The 15,770-nt window shown below is 55.7% G+C and carries 17 protein-coding genes; 15 read left to right on the forward strand and 2 right to left on the reverse strand.

The genetic code is table 11. The features are described 5' to 3' along the window. Positions 1-24 precede the first annotated feature (24 nt). The 9 genes from LCM21_RS00685 (at position 25) to LCM21_RS00725 (ending at position 7,915) form a co-directional block, all read left to right on the forward strand. Positions 25-903: a lysophospholipid acyltransferase family protein gene (locus tag LCM21_RS00685; RefSeq protein ID WP_068331078.1), complete on the forward strand. Its 879-nt coding sequence runs from the start codon at positions 25-27 to the stop codon at positions 901-903. Between the two features lie 8 nt (positions 904-911). Continuing rightward, on the forward strand, positions 912-1,721 hold the full coding sequence (gene murI / locus LCM21_RS00690) for a glutamate racemase (protein ID WP_224888886.1): 810 nt from the start codon (positions 912-914) through the stop codon (positions 1,719-1,721). Positions 1,722-1,815: 94 nt separating this feature from the next. Beyond that, the gene (gene argC, locus LCM21_RS00695; RefSeq protein ID WP_224888887.1) at positions 1,816-2,844 is read left to right on the forward strand and encodes an N-acetyl-gamma-glutamyl-phosphate reductase; all 1,029 of its coding nucleotides are present in this window, start codon (positions 1,816-1,818) and stop codon (positions 2,842-2,844) included. 7 nt (positions 2,845-2,851) lie between these two features. After that, the gene (gene ccmE, locus LCM21_RS00700; RefSeq protein ID WP_224888888.1) at positions 2,852-3,298 is read left to right on the forward strand and encodes a cytochrome c maturation protein CcmE; all 447 of its coding nucleotides are present in this window, start codon (positions 2,852-2,854) and stop codon (positions 3,296-3,298) included. 107 nt (positions 3,299-3,405) lie between these two features. Then, positions 3,406-4,017: a holin-associated N-acetylmuramidase gene (locus LCM21_RS00705; protein ID WP_224888889.1), complete on the forward strand. Its 612-nt coding sequence runs from the start codon at positions 3,406-3,408 to the stop codon at positions 4,015-4,017. Next, a complete protein-coding gene (locus tag LCM21_RS00710) occupies positions 4,008-4,574 on the forward strand; it encodes a holin family protein (protein ID WP_224888890.1) in 567 nt (188 codons plus the stop codon). Before LCM21_RS00705 ends, LCM21_RS00710 begins: the two co-directional genes overlap by 10 nt. Before the next feature lie 75 nt (positions 4,575-4,649). Next, complete coding sequence (locus LCM21_RS00715; protein WP_224888891.1) at positions 4,650-6,614, forward strand: heme lyase CcmF/NrfE family subunit; 1,965 nt, start codon at positions 4,650-4,652, stop codon at positions 6,612-6,614. Continuing rightward, positions 6,611-7,066, forward strand: coding sequence for a cytochrome c-type biogenesis protein (locus LCM21_RS00720; RefSeq protein WP_224888892.1), 456 nt, complete (start codon positions 6,611-6,613; stop codon positions 7,064-7,066). The genes LCM21_RS00715 and LCM21_RS00720 overlap by 4 nt, the downstream gene beginning before the upstream one ends. Positions 7,067-7,138: 72 nt before the next feature. Then, positions 7,139-7,915, forward strand: a complete 777-nt coding sequence (locus LCM21_RS00725) for an enoyl-CoA hydratase-related protein (RefSeq protein ID WP_224888893.1) — start codon at positions 7,139-7,141, stop codon at positions 7,913-7,915. Positions 7,916-7,920: 5 nt separating this feature from the next. Here the strand turns inward: LCM21_RS00725 and bmt are convergent, their stop codons facing one another. Next, entirely contained in the window at positions 7,921-8,940 is a 1,020-nt protein-coding gene (gene bmt / locus LCM21_RS00730) for a betaine--homocysteine S-methyltransferase (RefSeq protein ID WP_224888894.1), read from the reverse strand. 123 nt (positions 8,941-9,063) lie between these two features. Continuing rightward, positions 9,064-9,381, reverse strand: coding sequence for a DUF1476 domain-containing protein (locus LCM21_RS00735; protein ID WP_224888895.1), 318 nt, complete (start codon positions 9,379-9,381; stop codon positions 9,064-9,066). A gap of 187 nt (positions 9,382-9,568) precedes the next feature. Here LCM21_RS00735 and purC point away from each other — a divergent pair, with 187 nt between their 5' ends. The 6 genes from purC (at position 9,569) to LCM21_RS00765 (ending at position 15,320) form a co-directional block, all read left to right on the forward strand. Beyond that, positions 9,569-10,324: a phosphoribosylaminoimidazolesuccinocarboxamide synthase gene (purC, locus tag LCM21_RS00740; protein ID WP_068331097.1), complete on the forward strand. Its 756-nt coding sequence runs from the start codon at positions 9,569-9,571 to the stop codon at positions 10,322-10,324. 132 nt (positions 10,325-10,456) lie between these two features. Next, a complete protein-coding gene (locus LCM21_RS00745; protein WP_224888896.1) occupies positions 10,457-11,119 on the forward strand; it encodes a MarC family protein in 663 nt (220 codons plus the stop codon). 116 nt (positions 11,120-11,235) lie between these two features. After that, complete coding sequence (purS, locus tag LCM21_RS00750; RefSeq protein ID WP_224888897.1) at positions 11,236-11,466, forward strand: phosphoribosylformylglycinamidine synthase subunit PurS; 231 nt, start codon at positions 11,236-11,238, stop codon at positions 11,464-11,466. 23 nt (positions 11,467-11,489) lie between these two features. After that, entirely contained in the window at positions 11,490-12,158 is a 669-nt protein-coding gene (gene purQ / locus LCM21_RS00755; protein ID WP_224888898.1) for a phosphoribosylformylglycinamidine synthase subunit PurQ, read from the forward strand. A 36-nt stretch (positions 12,159-12,194) separates the two neighbouring features. Beyond that, positions 12,195-13,973, forward strand: a complete 1,779-nt coding sequence (locus tag LCM21_RS00760) for a sensor histidine kinase (protein ID WP_224888899.1) — start codon at positions 12,195-12,197, stop codon at positions 13,971-13,973. Positions 13,974-13,985: 12 nt separating this feature from the next. Continuing rightward, on the forward strand, positions 13,986-15,320 hold the full coding sequence (locus tag LCM21_RS00765) for a sigma-54-dependent transcriptional regulator (RefSeq protein WP_068331107.1): 1,335 nt from the start codon (positions 13,986-13,988) through the stop codon (positions 15,318-15,320). Positions 15,321-15,770: the final 450 nt, after the last annotated feature.

Below are 15,770 nucleotides of genomic sequence, written 5' to 3' on the forward strand. Positions count from 1 at the left end.
CGGCAGCAACCTTCGGAGACTCGGATGCCCTCACGCCGTCATGTCGCTCGGGACATTTCCTATGCCCATTCCGCCGAAACAAAGGGCGGCCGCATGGTCATTAAACTTATGGAAAACACCACCGGCAGACTGCGACTGATCAAGCGCGCGGACGGATATGAGAAAGAGGTCGCGAACGGGCGTGATTTCTGGTCGGTCATGGTGGACCGATACGGTCTGTCGCTGGATGTGGTTGGCGGCTCGCTGGCAAATATCCCCAAGACAGGGCCATTGATTCTGATTGCCAACCATCCCTATGGCATTCTGGACGGGATGATGATGGGGCATATTTTGTCTCAGACTCGCGGTGATTTCCGTATTTTGGCCAATCGGGTATTCCGTAAGGCCGAAGATCTGAACCGCATCATACTTCCGATTTCGTTTGATGAAACGAAAGACGCGATGAAGCTGAACCTTGAGACGCGAAAAACAGCCTTGAATTACTTGGGCTCTGGCGGGGCCATCGGGATATTTCCGGGTGGTACGGTAAGCACGGCGGTTAAACCCTTCTCGCACCCAATGGATCCGGGCTGGCGCGGCTTCACGGCACGGATGGTTGCGAAATCGAACGCCACGGTGGTGCCTGTTTTCTTTGACGGCCACACCTCGCGCCTGTTCCAGATCGCCAGTCATTTGCATAACACTCTGCGCATGGGTCTGTTGATCAAAGAGTTCAAAAAACGCGTGGATACTCCTGTCAGAGTGGTCATTGGCGACCCCATCGGTAGGGAAGTTTTGGATCCTTTGGCCAAGGATACGCGCAAGATGATGGATTTCTTGCGCAAAGCCACGTATGAGCTGTCTCCGACGCCGTTAAAGTCTTATGACTACGGCTATGAATTTGAGGAACGGCATCGCGCCTAAAGGGGCAAATGGCAGTAGGCATCTTTGATTCTGGCTTGGGCGGTCTGACCGTTCTTGACGCTGTGCAGAAACGTCTTCCGGACGTGGATTTTCTATATTACGCGGACAGTGCGCATGCGCCGTATGGCGTACGTGACGCTGAAAACATACATGAGCTGACGCGGCACGCGGTGAACGATCTGTGGAACCGCGGTTGTGACCTGGTGATTCTGGCCTGTAACACCGCCAGTGCCGCCGCACTGCGCCGAATGCAGGAAGAAGGCGTGCCAGAGGGTAAGCGCGTTTTAGGTGTATTTGTCCCCCTGATCGAAGCCCTGACCGAACGTCAATGGGGTGACAACAGCCCTCCGCGTGAAGTTGCCATCAAGCATGTGGCCTTATTTGCGACACCCGCGACCGTTTCCAGCCGCGCGTTTCAGCGGGAATTGGCATTTCGGGCAATCGGTGTGGATGTCGAGGCACAGGCCTGCGGCGGCGTGGTTGATGCGATCGAAGATGGTGACATGATCCTTGCCGAGGCACTGGTGCGGAGCCATGTGGATGCGCTGAAACGCAAAATGCCGGAACCGCAGGCGGCTATACTTGGGTGTACGCACTACCCATTGATGGCCGACACGTTTCAGGCCGCGCTTGGGCCAACGGTGCAGGTTTTCAGCCAAGGCACGCTGGTGGCCGAAAGCCTTGCTGATTACCTGCAGCGCCATCCAAAAATGCAGGGTAACGCCGAAGGTGGATTCCTGACGACGGGCAAGCCGGAATTCGTGAGCGATCGGGCGACACAGTTCCTCCGACGACAGATCAAGTTCCAGGCAGCCTGACGCAGGTCAAGGACCCCGCTGCGCTCTTTCAATTACTCAAAGACCGTCGCGTCGGCGGTCGTGACAGATGACACCATGAAGTAAGAGGTCTGACATGACCCATAAAATCGCAATCCTCGGTGCTTCCGGTTACACCGGCGCCGAACTCGTGAGGCTGATCGCCGAGCACCCGAACATGGAAATTACTGCCTTGGCAGCCGAACGCAAGGCGGGCATGTCGATGGCACAGGTTTTCCCGCATCTGCGCCACATGGCACTGCCCAACCTGTGCAAAATCTCTGAGATTGATTTTTCGCAGATTGACCTGTGTTTTTGCGCATTGCCGCATAAAACCAGTCAGGAAGTCATTCGCGATTTGCCGAAAGACCTGAAGATAATCGACTTGTCTGCCGATTTCCGGCTGCGGGATGCCGGAGAATATGAAAAATGGTACGGCAATCCACATTCGGCGTTGGAAATGCAGGATGAAGCCGTTTACGGTCTGACCGAGTTCTACCGCGATGAAATTAGAAACGCGCGACTGGTTGCAGGGACCGGCTGTAATGCTGCGACGGGGCAATACGTGCTGCGGCCGCTAATTTCAGGCGGCGTTATTGACTTGGATGACATCGTGCTGGATCTGAAATGTGCCGTGTCGGGGGCTGGTCGTTCATTAAAGGAAAACCTGCTTCATTCAGAGTTGAGCGAAGGGTACAACGCCTATGCTGTCGGCGGAACTCATCGGCATTTGGGTGAATTCGATCAGGAGTTTTCGACACTAGCCGGACGCACGGTGCATGTGCAGTTCACACCGCACCTTATGCCGGCCAACAGGGGCATTCTGGCAACGACCTACGTAAAAGGCGATCCGGCCAGCGTGTATGAAACACTCGTCACCGCTTATGAAAACGAACCATTCATCCAGATGTTGCCATTTGGCGAGACACCTTCCACGCATCATGTACGAGGATCGAATTTCTGCCATATTGGCGTCGTCAGCGACCGTATCGAACGTCGTGCAATCGTAATCGGCGCGCTGGATAACCTGACAAAAGGTAGCAGTGGACAAGCCTTGCAGAACGCGAACCTGATGTTAGGTGAGGATGAAACAACGGGTTTGATGATGGCCCCCTTATTCCCGTGAGGACGGTATGAAAACGCTCAAGAAACGTCGTCGTATTCAAGTCATCGTGCTGGCCGTTGTGGCCTTGGCCTTGTCGACGGGGTTGATTGGGTACGCGATGCGGGACGGTATCAACTTTTTCCGCTCACCCAGCCAAGTGATTGCTGAACCACCTTTGCCGACCGAAGTGTTCCGCATTGGCGGGCTGGTTGAAGAAGGCTCGATCGTGCGCGGACAGGGTGAGACGGTGCACTTTGTCGTTACCGATGGCGGAGAAAGCGTACCGGTGGCGTTCACCGGTGTTCTGCCGGATCTTTTTTCAGAAAATCAGGGGATGGTGGGCACTGGATCTTACGTGAACGGCGTTTTTGAAGCCACTGAAATCCTTGCAAAACACGACGAAACATATATGCCAAAAGAGGTGGTGGATGCCCTGAAGGAACAAGGCGTCTACAAAGAAACTGGCGGTAGTTAACCACCTTCATCTTTTTTGAGAGGGCGTTGCACAAGCAGCGCCCTTTCTTTTTTCGGACCCTTAACCGGAATGAAGCAGCGTTCACCCAACAATTAAAGGAGGGTGAATTGAAGACGGTAAGACAGATAGCAACCGAAATCGTGGCGCGTGAAGGTGGGTTTATCGACGATCCTGACGACCCGGGCGGTGAGACGAAATATGGCGTTACCATTCACACGATGCGACGTTTGGGATTGGACCTGTCCAATGACGGGGTGATCGACACGAAAGATGTGCGGATGCTCAGTAAATCTGAGGCTACAGAGATTTTTGTCCAGCACTACTATGAGTTGCCCCGCCTGAACCTTCTGCCAGAGGCGATCCGTCCCTCGGTTTTCGATATGTATGTGAATGCTGGCGGACAGGCTGTCAAAATACTGCAACTTCTGTTGCGTGAGATGGGGTATGAACTTGCTGTAGATGGGGTTGTCGGTCCAATTACGGCGCAAGCATGTCAAAAGGCTGCGCAGCCCGAACCGATCACGCTACGGGATGCGTATGGTGTAGCACGGCGCAACTTCTATTTTCGTCTGGCTGATCTTAGACCTGCATCCCGCAAATACGTACGCCGCCGGGATGGTGGCAAAGGTGGCTGGATTCGAAGGGCCGAGGAGTTCGTCTCGTCCAAATATCACCTGAGCCATGATGAGTTTCAACAAAGGGTTGCAGCATGGGTTTGATCGCCAACGTATTGTCTTTTCTCTTCGGTAGTAACCGCAACATCGTGCGTGAAACCGTTGAGATATTTCGTGAAAACTCTGAAAAAGGGGCCGAGAGGGACCTAGGACTGCAACAGCAAGCGATGGTTCAGTTCCGTGATGAGTTCAAGGCCCAGCACAAGAGCCCGTTTGATCGGTTCATGGATGGGTTGAACCGCCTTCCGCGCCCGGCGATGGCGCTTGGCACGTTGGGTCTTTTTGTTGCTGCGATGGTCGATCCGCTATGGTTTGCAGCGCGAATGCAGGGCATTGCGTTAGTGCCCGAGCCGTTGTGGTGGCTGCTGGGCGTGATCGTTTCTTTCTATTTCGGTGCGCGTCATCAAGCCAAGATGCAGGACCTTCAACGCGAGATCTCGGCCACGATGCGGCGCACTCCAGATGTGATGGATAACTTACACGCCATAAACTCAATGCGCAGCGATGCAATCGGCTCAGCAGATGTGGCGTTGGCTGAACGGGCGAGCCGCCCGGATCGTAATCCCGCGTTGGACGACTGGCGGCGTTCGCGCCCCGTATAAGCCGCGACACTATGGTCGTCTGAAAAGGGCGAAAGTTATTGGAGCTCACCGCCCAACCGAATTATACATTTGGCCATGTTTACAGAACTTGGCCATTTCGCCCTGATCCTCGCTTTTTTGGTTGCCATCGTGCAGACGGTGGTTCCGCTGATAGGTGCCGCCAAAAGATGGCCCAGCTGGATGAGTTTCGCCGAGTCCGCGGCGATTATCCAATTCTCGTTAGTTGCTTTCTCATTCGCTGCACTGGTCTGGGCCTTTGTAAACTCGGACTTTTCATTAAGGATCGTAGTCGAGAATAGCCATTCGGCCAAACCGATGCTGTACAAGATCAGCGGAACTTGGGGAAACCATGAAGGGTCCATGTTACTGTGGGTGCTTATCGTGGCCCTGTTCGGCGCAATGGCCGCTTTTTTCGGAGGTGGTCTGCCGCCGACCTTGAAAGCGCGAGTTCTAGCGGTGCAGGCCTCGATCGCAGTTGCGTTCTTTGCCTTCATCCTGTTCACCTCAAACCCGTTTGACCGGCTGGTTGTCGCACCTTTTGACGGTCGCGATTTGAACCCGCTGTTGCAGGACCCCGGCTTGGCCTTCCATCCGCCATTTCTGTATTTGGGCTATGTTGGCCTGAGCATGGCGTTCAGCTTTGCCGTGGCCGCATTGATTGAGGGCCGTGTCGACGCGGCTTGGGGCCGTTGGGTACGTCCGTGGACCCTGGCGGCCTGGGTGTTTTTGACAATCGGTATCGCGCTTGGGTCTTGGTGGGCATATTACGAGCTGGGCTGGGGCGGGTTCTGGTTCTGGGACCCGGTTGAAAACGCATCCTTTATGCCGTGGCTCTTGGCGGCCGCATTGTTGCATTCAGCGATTGTTGTGGAAAAACGAGAGGCTCTTAAAAGCTGGACCATCCTCTTGGCGATCATCGCATTTGGGTTCTCGCTGATCGGTACATTCATCGTGCGTTCAGGTTTGCTAACCTCGGTCCATGCCTTCGCAAACGATCCCGAACGCGGCGTCTTTATACTGCTTATCCTTGTGTTCTTCATGGGAGGCGCGCTGACGTTATTCGCTGCCCGTGCGCAGACAATGGAGGCCAAAGGCGTTTTCGGCATGGTCAGCCGTGAAAGCGCACTGGTGCTGAACAACATCCTGCTGGCCGTTAGCTGTTTTGTCGTCTTTGTCGGAACGATGTGGCCGATGGTTGCCGAAATGGCCTTTGACCGGAAGCTATCGGTTGGTCCTCCATTCTTTAACGCGGCCTTTACCCCGTTCATGGTCGCTTTGGGAATAGTGCTGCCAGTGGGTGCGATGCTGCCGTGGAAACGTGGCAAGCTTGGGAAAACAGCATATTCGTTACGCTATGTCTTCATTCTGGCCCTTGCGCTGGCGTTGTTGGTCTGGGCGATGCAGACAGGCCGCAGCGCGCTGGGGCCGGTGGGTCTGTTCCTTGGTGCCTGGATCACGATGGGGGCGGCTTTCGATTTGTGGAGCCGAACCGGCCGCAACGGAAGCCTAAAGCGCCTTTTCCGTCTACCCGGTGCGGATTGGGGCAAAGCGGTTGCGCATACCGGTCTTGGAGTGACCATGTTCGCCGTTGCTGGTCTGACCGCGTGGGAGGTTGAGGATATTCGCGTCGCCCAGCTCGGTCAGCCGTTCGAGGTTGGCCAGTTTACTCTGACCCTAGAAGATGTGCGGCGCGTACAGGGGCCAAACTATTTTTCTACAACAGCAGACGTGCTGGTCGAAAAAGATGGACGGAGCATTGGTACGCTGCATCCCGAAAAGCGTGATTACCCCGTGGCGCAGATGCCCACGACCGAAGCTGCCATCGATTATCGGTTCCTGCGTGATCTCTATGTGGTGATTGGTGATCAGCAAGCGAATGGAGGGTGGGTTGTTCGAACCTATATCAAGCCCTTTGCCAATTGGATTTGGGCCGGATGTATCCTGATGTCCCTGGGTGGATTGCTCAGCCTGTCGGATCGACGTTTCCGCGTCGCAGCCGGGGCGCGCAAGACGCCAGCGCGCGGGGTGCCCGCAGAATGAAGCGTCTGGTCTTAGTCCTGTCGCTGATTGCGTCGCCATTGTTCGCGGTGCAGCCGGACGAGGTGCTGGATGATCCGGTGCTGGAAGAAAGGGCGCGCGACCTTAGTACCGGTTTGCGCTGCCTTGTCTGCCGCAACGAAAGCATCGATGAAAGCAATGCAGACTTAGCCCGCGATCTGCGCCTTTTGGTCCGTGAACGTTTGGTTGCCGGGGACACGGATGAAGAGGCAATTGCCTTCATAGTGGACCGTTATGGCGAGTACGTACTGCTTAAGCCAACTGTCACAGGCTCGAACCTGATGCTTTGGTTGGCAGGTCCGATTATGCTGCTGATCGCGGCAGTTATGGGTTGGAGCTTTCTACGAAAACGTTCACAAGTGCAGGCTGAGGGTGAGAAAGATACCCTTAGTGAGGCCGAGCAAGAGCGTTTGCGCCAAATTCTTAAAGACTGACCCAGGGTTCATCTTTTCCTTCTTGTCTAATTGGGTCAAGGTTCGCCAAAGCTCAGATTTGGTGAGGGGTTCATGGACTACGAAACGATCCTGCTGGATATCACGGACGATTTGGCGGTTGTTACCCTGAACCGCCCCGACAAGATGAACGCAATGACGGTGCAAATGCGCGCCGAGGTTACACACGCCATGATCTACGCCGCGCGGAACGCGCGCGCGATTGTTGTGACCGGGGCAGGTGGGGCCTTTTGTTCGGGGCAGGATCTTGGTGACGCGTCCAGCACCGGCAAGGTGGATCTGGAGCGCACGCTGCGCGATGAGTACGAGCCCATGTTGGAATCGGTCTACAACTGTCCGGTGCCGACAATCGCGGCCGTGAACGGGGCCGCGGCGGGGGCAGGGGCGAACCTTGCGCTGTGCGCCGATGTGGTGATCGCAACCGAAAGCGCCTATTTCTTGCAGGCGTTTGCTCGGATTGGACTGTTGCCCGACGCAGGCGGCACTTGGTTCATGCCGCGCCAGATGGGGTTTGCCAAAGCTATGGGCGCGGCCTTGTTTGCTGACAAGATCAGTGCGCGTGAGGCAGATCAATGGGGTCTGATCTGGGAGGCAGTGCCTGACGCTGAATTCGACGCCCATTGGCGCAAGCGTGCGGCGTATCTCGCGAACGGTCCGACAGCCGGGTTTGGTGCGATTAAAAAGGCCATTCGCGGAACCTATGAAAAAACTCTGCCTCAGCAATTGGCGTTAGAGGCGAATTTGCAGGGCGAATGCGGGCGCAGCCGAGATTTCGCCGAAGGTGTCGTGGCATTTATGGAAAAACGCCCCCCGAAATTCGAAGGACGCTGAGAGGCTTACGCGCGGCGGCGGCGGCGGCGTGAGCGCCGCTCGGGCGCGGCGGCGCTGTCACCAGTACCGTCCGAGGCGGATGAAAACGGCCCCAATGCATCGGATATCTGATCCAACGTCGGTCTGGGCCCGCGCGGAGTGCTATCAAGCGCCTCGCGCATTTTGCGCATATGCGCGGGCATCGTTCCGCAGCACCCGCCGATAATAGTCGCCCCGGCATCGCGAGCCATCACGGCGTATTGCGCCATCAGGTCGGGCGTACCATCATAATGAATGCTACCATCCACATATTTTGGAATTCCGGCGTTTCCTTTTGAAATCAGGGGCAGGTCCGTTCCCTGAGCCACAAAGCCCAAAACCGTCCGCATGATGTCAGATGAGCCCGTGCCGCAATTCGCGCCGAAGGCCAGAGGTTTGTTCGGAAGTGTTTCAACCAAATTGGCCAGATCTGCTGAAGTTACGCCCATCATTGTGCGGCCAGCGGTGTCAAAACTCATCGTTCCGCACCACGGCATATCGGCCATCGCAAAGGCCTCGGTCGCGGCGCGAAATTCCTCGGGCGCGCTAATGGTTTCGACCCACAGAACGTCTGCACCACCTTCTTTTAGCGCTTCGGCCTGTTCGTGGAACATCTCAACCGCATCCGCGTGCGACAGGCTTCCGACCGGCTCCATGATTTCACCTGTAGGCCCGACCGAACCTGCAACAACGATAGTGCGACCTGCTTTGTCAGCAATTTCCCGACCAAGTTCCGCCCCAATGCGGTTTAATTCGGCCACCCGGTTCTGTGCGTCGTGCAGTTTTAGACGTGCAGCCGTTCCTCCAAACGTATTGGTCAGGAACAAATCACTGCCCGCATCAACCCAACCCTGATACAGCGCCCGAATTTTGTCTGGCGAATCCACATTCCAAAGTTCTGGTGCGTCACCCGACTGCAGCCCCACATTGAACAGATTGGTGCCCGTGGCCCCATCTGCGAGAATGACATCGTTAGTCGCAAGAAGCCGGCTGAGTGCATTTGTCATTGGGGTATTCCGAAAAAAAGGCGCAAATGGCCTGTCAAAAGAAGAGACACCCCGTGTCTCATGACCGGGGCGTCAAATCAAATTCATAAATCTCATGAAGATCATGAGGTCAGTGTTAAGCCCTTATTCTGTCTCGCTTAAGACCTGAGCTTTGGCGACGGGTAGAAGCTCAGCCATCTTGGCGCGGATTTCATCAGCCGAGGACAAAGACCCAAGATCACCCGCGACCTTGCGCACCACGTCTTCGTGGCCGGCCTCTTCGAAATCCGCAATGACGACCGTCCTGGCGTATTCTGCCGCATCATCACCGGATTTACCCAGTTTTTCCGCGGCCCACAGGCCAAGCAGTTTGTTGCAGCGGGCCTGCGCCTTGAACTGCATCTCTTCGTCATGCGCATACTTGGCTTCAAAGGCGTTTTCGCGTTCGTCAAACGTGGTCATTGGTAGGGGACCTCTTGGGTTACAACTTGTTTGGTGATGATATGACCATACGACAAGCTGTTCGCAAGTGATTTGCGCTGCATCAAAGCCCCTTGGATCAGTAAACTTGCGGGAAAGGGGGGCTTGCACTATGAGAACGCCAAAGCGGAGGGAGTCATTCCCTCTCGACAGACTGGAAGGGTCGCTAATGGCGCGTCGCAAGAAAATCTATGAAGGTAAGGCCAAGATTCTGTATGAGGGTCCCGAACCCGGGACCATCGTGCAGTATTTCAAAGATGACGCCACTGCGTTCAACGCCGAGAAAAAAGACGTGATTGATGGCAAGGGTGTTCTGAATAACCGTCTGAGCGAGTTCTTTATGACCGGTCTTGCCCAGATCGGTGTACCAACACACTTCATTCGTCGCCTGAACATGCGCGAACAATTGGTGCGTAGCTGCGAAATCGTGCCTCTGGAAGTAATCGTGCGGAACTATGCCGCTGGTTCGATGTCTAAACGTCTGGGCGTCGACGAGGGTACGCAGCTTCCACGCCCGATTGTGGAATATTGCTACAAGGATGACGCGCTTGGGGACCCGCTGGTCTCAGAAGAGCATATCGCGGCGTTTGGTTGGGCCAGCCAGCAGGATATGGATGATATCCTGAGCCTTGCATTGCGTGTGAATGATTTCATGAGCGGCGTGATGTACTCGGTTGGCATCCGTTTGGTCGACTTCAAGATTGAAATTGGTCGCGTTTATGAAGGTGACTATCAGCGTTTGGTCGTCGCTGATGAGATCAGCCCGGACAGTTGCCGCCTGTGGGATATCGAAACTGGTCAAAAACTGGACAAGGACGTGTTCCGCCGCGACCTGGGGAGTCTGACGGACGCCTATTCCGAGGTCGCGAGGCGACTGGGTGTTTTGCCGAAAAGCAATGTCTCAAAGCCGACGCTGATCAACTAGACCATCAACAACCGCAAACTGCTTGGGGCGCTGTTTTCTGCAAACGGCGCCCGTTTCTTTTGCCCTTGTGGTTTGACAGGGCGGTTGGACCTTCGCATTGTCAGGACAGGTGCAACTTACGGCAGTTCCAACATGGCCGAATTGTTTGATCAGGCGGTTTTTCTGAAATTTCTTGCGGCGCTACTGGCGATTTTTAATCCGCTATACGGTATTCCGATTTTCCTGAGCATGACCGAAGGATACTCGGCAACCGAACGTAAGCGCGTTGCTTTGATCGTGACCGGGACCGTCGTGACAGTTGCTTTGATATCGGTCGTAATCGGTGAAGAGATTCTGGCGATTTTTGGGATCGACATCCCCTCGTTCCGCATCGCCGGGGGGCTGATCATTCTTGGGGTAGGGATGACCATGTTAAACGCGTCTGATCCGCCGAAAGGAGATCAGCAAGCTGCAGAGCATGGCCGTAACAAGAAGAGTAATATCGCCGTGGTGCCGTTGGCGATTCCGTTGACGATTGGTCCGGGAACCATCGCTACGACAATTGTTTTTGCGCATACGCTTTCAGACGGGGCCGAGATTGTGACCCTGGGTTCAGCAGTGCTGATAGCCTGCGCGATTGTCGGAGCGGGTTTGTTGTTCGCGGACCCGATTTCTCGGTTTCTGGGTCCGACCATGATCAATGTGATCACTCGCGTAATGGCGATCATCCTTGTCGCTGTCGCCGTTGAAATGGTGCTGACTGGCACCTTCAATGCCATCGATACGCGATTTCCTGGGCTGACGGGCGGGAACTGAGTTCAATAACCAGCACGATCAATGCAAGGACGAGGGTTGTCGAATGACGCTTGGCACGTTATCCCCCGCGCAACGGAACGGGCCTGAATCCTTGGCCCTTAGCTGGAGTTGCAGGAATGAAAGCACGGGTGCATGTGATGCTGAAGAACGGGGTCCTCGATCCGCAGGGTGAGGCCGTGCGGCATGCATTGAGCGCAATGGGTTTTGATCAGGTCGAAGGCGTGCGCCAAGGCAAGGTGATTGATCTTGAGCTGGCCGACGGCTCGACCGAGGCTGACATCACCGAGATGTGCGAAAAACTATTGGCCAACACGGTCATCGAGCGTTACGAGATCGAACTGGTCTGATCCCTTTAACCGGAGGCTCCGCAATGCGCGCTGCTGTCATCGTTTTCCCAGGCTCTAACTGTGACCGGGACCTTGCCGTCGCTTTTGAACAGTCGGGCTTTGAGGTTGATATGGTTTGGCATAAGGACGCCGCTCTGCCACAGGGCATTGATATCGTGGGGGTCCCTGGCGGGTTTTCTTACGGTGACTATCTGCGTTGCGGCGCGATTGCCGCACAATCTCCGATCTGCAAGGCAGTTGTCGAACACACCGATCGGGGTGGTTATGCCGTAGGTATCTGCAACGGGTTTCAGATCCTGACCGAGACCGGAATCCTGCCCGGTGCGCTTTTGCGCAACGCAGGTTTGAAGTACATTTGCAAGACAGTAGGTCTGAAGGTTGAAACCAGCGACAGTGCCTTTACCCAAGGCTACAATGCCGGCGATGTGTTGGGCATTCCGATTGCTCACCATGATGGAAACTATTTCGCAGATGACGCGACATTGTCCTCACTTCGTGATCAAGACAGGATCGCTTTCACCTATACCGAGAACCCCAACGGCTCGGTTGGCGACATTGCTGGCATTCTTTCCGAAAACCGCCGCGTTCTGGGTATGATGCCGCATCCCGAACGCGCAGCGGATGAGGGTCATGGTGGGACTGACGGAACGGCATTGTTCCGCGCATTATCGGGTGTTCTCGCACCTGCGTGACTTGAGGTTACATCAATCCCCGCGTAATTTCTGGGGATGAGTTCCGACGAACGCTCAAGCGGGTTTAATCTTACAAATCCTTTTCGCGGCGCGCCCCTTGGGTGGCGCCTGCGTCTCGCTGTTATCGCGCTTTTGGTGGCTGCGGTAGCAACGGTGTGGATCACGAACCGGCTTTTGACCGACAGGTTTACCGAGTCGACCCGTAACCGGGCCGAACTGCGTCTGGCTCTGTATTCGGGTAACCTGCTGAGCGAGCTGCGTAGAAATTCGATTGTGCCGCAACTCCTTGCCCGCGATCCGACGTTGATTTCGGCGCTTCAATCCAGTGACTTTTCACTGTCAACGCAACGACTGATTTCCTTTGTCGAAGAAATCGGTGCCGCATCTTTGATGCTTTTGGACAGGGATGGGCGCTCTGTCGCGTCCACGGATCGCAACCGGTTGGGCGAGGCGCATCGCAGTTCGCCCTATTTCATTGACGCAGTACGTTCAAATGCAACCATCTTCACTGTGATCGAGAAGGAGTCGGGCGGCTACAGCTTTGTCTATTCACGCCGCATCGACGCGAATGCCGAAATCCTTGGTGTTATTGTTGTTGAGGTCGATCTTCGCAAGTTCGAACTGGCCTGGGCAGGGATTTCAGATGCGGTGATGGTGGCGGACAGTACCGGCACCATCATTCTGTCGACCGAACCTCAGTGGCGCGGCCACAAGGAAGACGAGGCGTTGTTGCGACAGCCGCCTGAAGGTGCAATTCAGCGTGCCATCCGTGCAACCACCGACTGGGCCGCGCTGCCGCCAGACGCTTATTTGCAAGGCGAGGCCGTGATGCGAATGGAAACCCGCATACCGTTCCGAGGATGGCAAATGACGTCTTTCACAACTTACGCGTCGATCCGCGAAAGGGTGAACAGCGTTCTCGCGCTTGAGATTATGGGCTTTGCGATTCTTCTGGCGCTGGCCTTCTATGCGCTTAGCCGCCGGGCGACGTTCCGGATGACTTTGTTCCAGCGCGAGTCGGCAGAGCTTCGCGCATTGAACACACGGCTACAGCGGGAAATTGCTGAGCGGGAGCGAGTCGAAAAGACCTTGGAAGTTGCCGAGCAGACGCTTGCGCAAAGCTCGAAACTTGCAGCCTTGGGCGAGATGTCGGCGGCTGTAAGCCACGAGTTGAATCAACCGTTGGCTGCAATGAAAACGTATCTTGCGGGCGCGCGGCTGCTGCTGCGCAGGAACCGGCCTGAAGAGGCGCTGGCCAGCTTTGGCCGCATTGACGGCCTGATTGAGCGGATGGGTGCAATTACGCGCCAGCTTAAATCCTACGCTCGCAAGGGTGCGGATGCATTTTCCCCTGTAAACCTTGGCGAAGCGTTAGCGTCGTCACTGTCGATGATGGAGCCACAGCTGCGTCAGCGACACGTCAAAATAACGCAGATTTTGCCGGAAGAACCTGTCATAGTGATGGGGGATCGGATGCGGATCGAACAGGTGATGGTCAATCTCTTGCGGAATGCGCTGGACGCCACCAAATCTGTATCGGATCCAGATGTTGAGATCATACTGGCAGCGGGCGACATGGCGGTGTTGACCGTGCGCGACAATGGTTACGGAATTGAAGATATCGAAAACCTTTTTGAGCCGTTCTACACCACCAAGCAACCCGGCGACGGGGTTGGGTTGGGTCTTGCCATTTCGTCGGGTATCGTGAACGACCACGGTGGACGGCTCACCGCGCGCAACAGTCAGCAAGGTGGCGCCGTGTTCGAGATGCAGCTGCCGATACTGGGAAGCGACGGCCTTGCGGCCGCTGAGTAACGAGGATTGACTATGGCACAAGCCATGAAGATAGCCATTGTGGATGACGAACAGGACATGCGCCAGTCGATCAGCCAATGGCTGGCCTTATCGGGATATGACACCGAAACGTTTTCAAGCGCCGAAGACGCGCTCAAAGTTTTGGGGCCCGAGTACCCTGGAATCGTGATTTCCGACATAAAGATGCCGGGTATGGACGGCATTCAACTGCTGAAAAAGCTGATGGGTGCCGATAGTACGCTACCGGTGATCATGATCACCGGACATGGCGACGTGCCGATGGCCGTCGAAGCAATGCGCGTTGGCGCATTCGACTTCCTTGAAAAGCCATTCAATCCCGATCGCATGTCGGAACTGGCGAAACGTGCCAGCAACGCGCGTCGCCTGACGCTGGACAACCGGGCGCTGCGGCGTGAACTGTCCGGCGGAACTCAGATCATGAATAAGCTTATCGGCGCCAGCCCAGTGATGGAGCGCTTGCGTGAGGATATTCTGGATTTGGGTCAGGCGGATGGTCACGTTCTGATTGATGGCGAGACGGGCACGGGTAAAACGCTGGTTGCACATGCGCTGCACGCAGTGGGCAGCCGGGCCGGAAAGAAATTTGTTCTGGTCTCATGCGCCGCGCTGGAGGAAGAGGCGCTTTCCAAACGCCTGTTCGGGCCGATGATGCCCGAAGATGCGCAATTGCCCGCTATCGAAGAGGCGCGCGGCGGTACCTTGGTATTGGAAGACATTGAGGCGCTCAGCGATACGCTTCAGGCGCGTTTGTTGAGTGTAATGAATGATCAAGGTACACCGGCGGAGACGCGTATCGTCGCGATTTCGAACCTTCAAGAGGCAGGAAAGACCAGCGAAGACGTGCTGCGCCCTGACCTGTTCTATCGTCTGGCCGCGCTGCGCATCACTATGCCACCGCTCCGCCAGCGCGGAGAGGATATCCTGACCCTTTTCACGCGCCTCAGCGAGCAATTTGCAGAAGAATATGGATGTGACGCACCGCAGGTCAGCGCCCAGGAGGCGGCGCAACTGCTGCAGGCTCCGTGGCCCGGAAACGTGCGCCAATTGATCAACATCGCCGAACGCGCCGTACTGCAATCACGACGTGGATCAGGAACGATTGCTTCGCTGCTGATGTCAGATCATGAGGAAATGCAGCCGGTCATGACAACCGAGGGTAAGCCGCTCAAGGAATATGTCGAAGCGTTCGAGCGGATGTTGATTGATAACACCATGCGCCGTCACAAAGGCTCGATCGCTTCGGTCATGGAAGAGCTATGCCTGCCGCGGCGTACATTGAACGAGAAGATGGCAAAGTACAGCCTGCAAAGGTCGGACTACCTGTAAGTTGAAGAGAGAGGCACTCTGTAACGCATCAGCCTATGCGCTTAAGGTAGCCGCGACATTATTAGTCGAAGGATGGGGTCGCAATGGCGTCCACGAGGTTGCTACGCAGTTTGCCCATTGTCTTTTCCACAAGACTGCCTTTATGGTGTCGAAACGGGCAGGGCGTTTTTTATGCCCCTAAGCCCCGATTTTTTTGAGTTTCGCTGCTTTGTCGCGGATGGTGATGAAACCCACGAGGTAAAGCAGACCGATTATGCCCCAGTGGGGCTGTTGAACGCCTGAGCCCGCAAACGCGGGTGAAAGGAATAAATGGGCAGGTCGCGGCATACCGCACCTGTCGGAGAAGAACCGCGATGACGCGCGCGCAACGATCGAGTGTACGGGCAGGGGGCCACAGCGCCAGACCCTGCCGCGCGCCGTCCGATATCGCCCTGACAAGACACCACCCCA

The sequence above is a fragment of the Ruegeria profundi genome, assembly GCF_020171505.1.
Taxonomy (GTDB): domain Bacteria; phylum Pseudomonadota; class Alphaproteobacteria; order Rhodobacterales; family Rhodobacteraceae; genus Ruegeria; species Ruegeria profundi.

What these genes read in the sequence shown, in the direction of transcription:
- LCM21_RS00715 (WP_224888891.1), top strand. Translation starts at nt 4,650, where the DNA reads ATGTTTACAGAACTTGGCCATTTCGCCCTGATCCTCGCTTTTTTGGTT.
- LCM21_RS00745 (WP_224888896.1), top strand. Translation starts at nt 10,457, where the DNA reads ATGGCCGAATTGTTTGATCAGGCGGTTTTTCTGAAATTTCTTGCGGCG.
- purQ (WP_224888898.1), top strand. Translation starts at nt 11,490, where the DNA reads ATGCGCGCTGCTGTCATCGTTTTCCCAGGCTCTAACTGTGACCGGGAC.
- ccmE (WP_224888888.1), top strand. Translation starts at nt 2,852, where the DNA reads ATGAAAACGCTCAAGAAACGTCGTCGTATTCAAGTCATCGTGCTGGCC.
- LCM21_RS00710 (WP_224888890.1), top strand. Translation starts at nt 4,008, where the DNA reads ATGGGTTTGATCGCCAACGTATTGTCTTTTCTCTTCGGTAGTAACCGC.
- LCM21_RS00720 (WP_224888892.1), top strand. Translation starts at nt 6,611, where the DNA reads ATGAAGCGTCTGGTCTTAGTCCTGTCGCTGATTGCGTCGCCATTGTTC.
- LCM21_RS00760 (WP_224888899.1), top strand. Translation starts at nt 12,195, where the DNA reads ATGAGTTCCGACGAACGCTCAAGCGGGTTTAATCTTACAAATCCTTTT.
- LCM21_RS00765 (WP_068331107.1), top strand. Translation starts at nt 13,986, where the DNA reads ATGGCACAAGCCATGAAGATAGCCATTGTGGATGACGAACAGGACATG.
- purC (WP_068331097.1), top strand. Translation starts at nt 9,569, where the DNA reads ATGGCGCGTCGCAAGAAAATCTATGAAGGTAAGGCCAAGATTCTGTAT.
- argC (WP_224888887.1), top strand. Translation starts at nt 1,816, where the DNA reads ATGACCCATAAAATCGCAATCCTCGGTGCTTCCGGTTACACCGGCGCC.
- bmt (WP_224888894.1), bottom strand. Translation starts at nt 8,940, where the DNA reads ATGACAAATGCACTCAGCCGGCTTCTTGCGACTAACGATGTCATTCTC.
- LCM21_RS00685 (WP_068331078.1), top strand. Translation starts at nt 25, where the DNA reads ATGCCCTCACGCCGTCATGTCGCTCGGGACATTTCCTATGCCCATTCC.
- LCM21_RS00725 (WP_224888893.1), top strand. Translation starts at nt 7,139, where the DNA reads ATGGACTACGAAACGATCCTGCTGGATATCACGGACGATTTGGCGGTT.
- murI (WP_224888886.1), top strand. Translation starts at nt 912, where the DNA reads ATGGCAGTAGGCATCTTTGATTCTGGCTTGGGCGGTCTGACCGTTCTT.
- purS (WP_224888897.1), top strand. Translation starts at nt 11,236, where the DNA reads ATGAAAGCACGGGTGCATGTGATGCTGAAGAACGGGGTCCTCGATCCG.
- LCM21_RS00735 (WP_224888895.1), bottom strand. Translation starts at nt 9,381, where the DNA reads ATGACCACGTTTGACGAACGCGAAAACGCCTTTGAAGCCAAGTATGCG.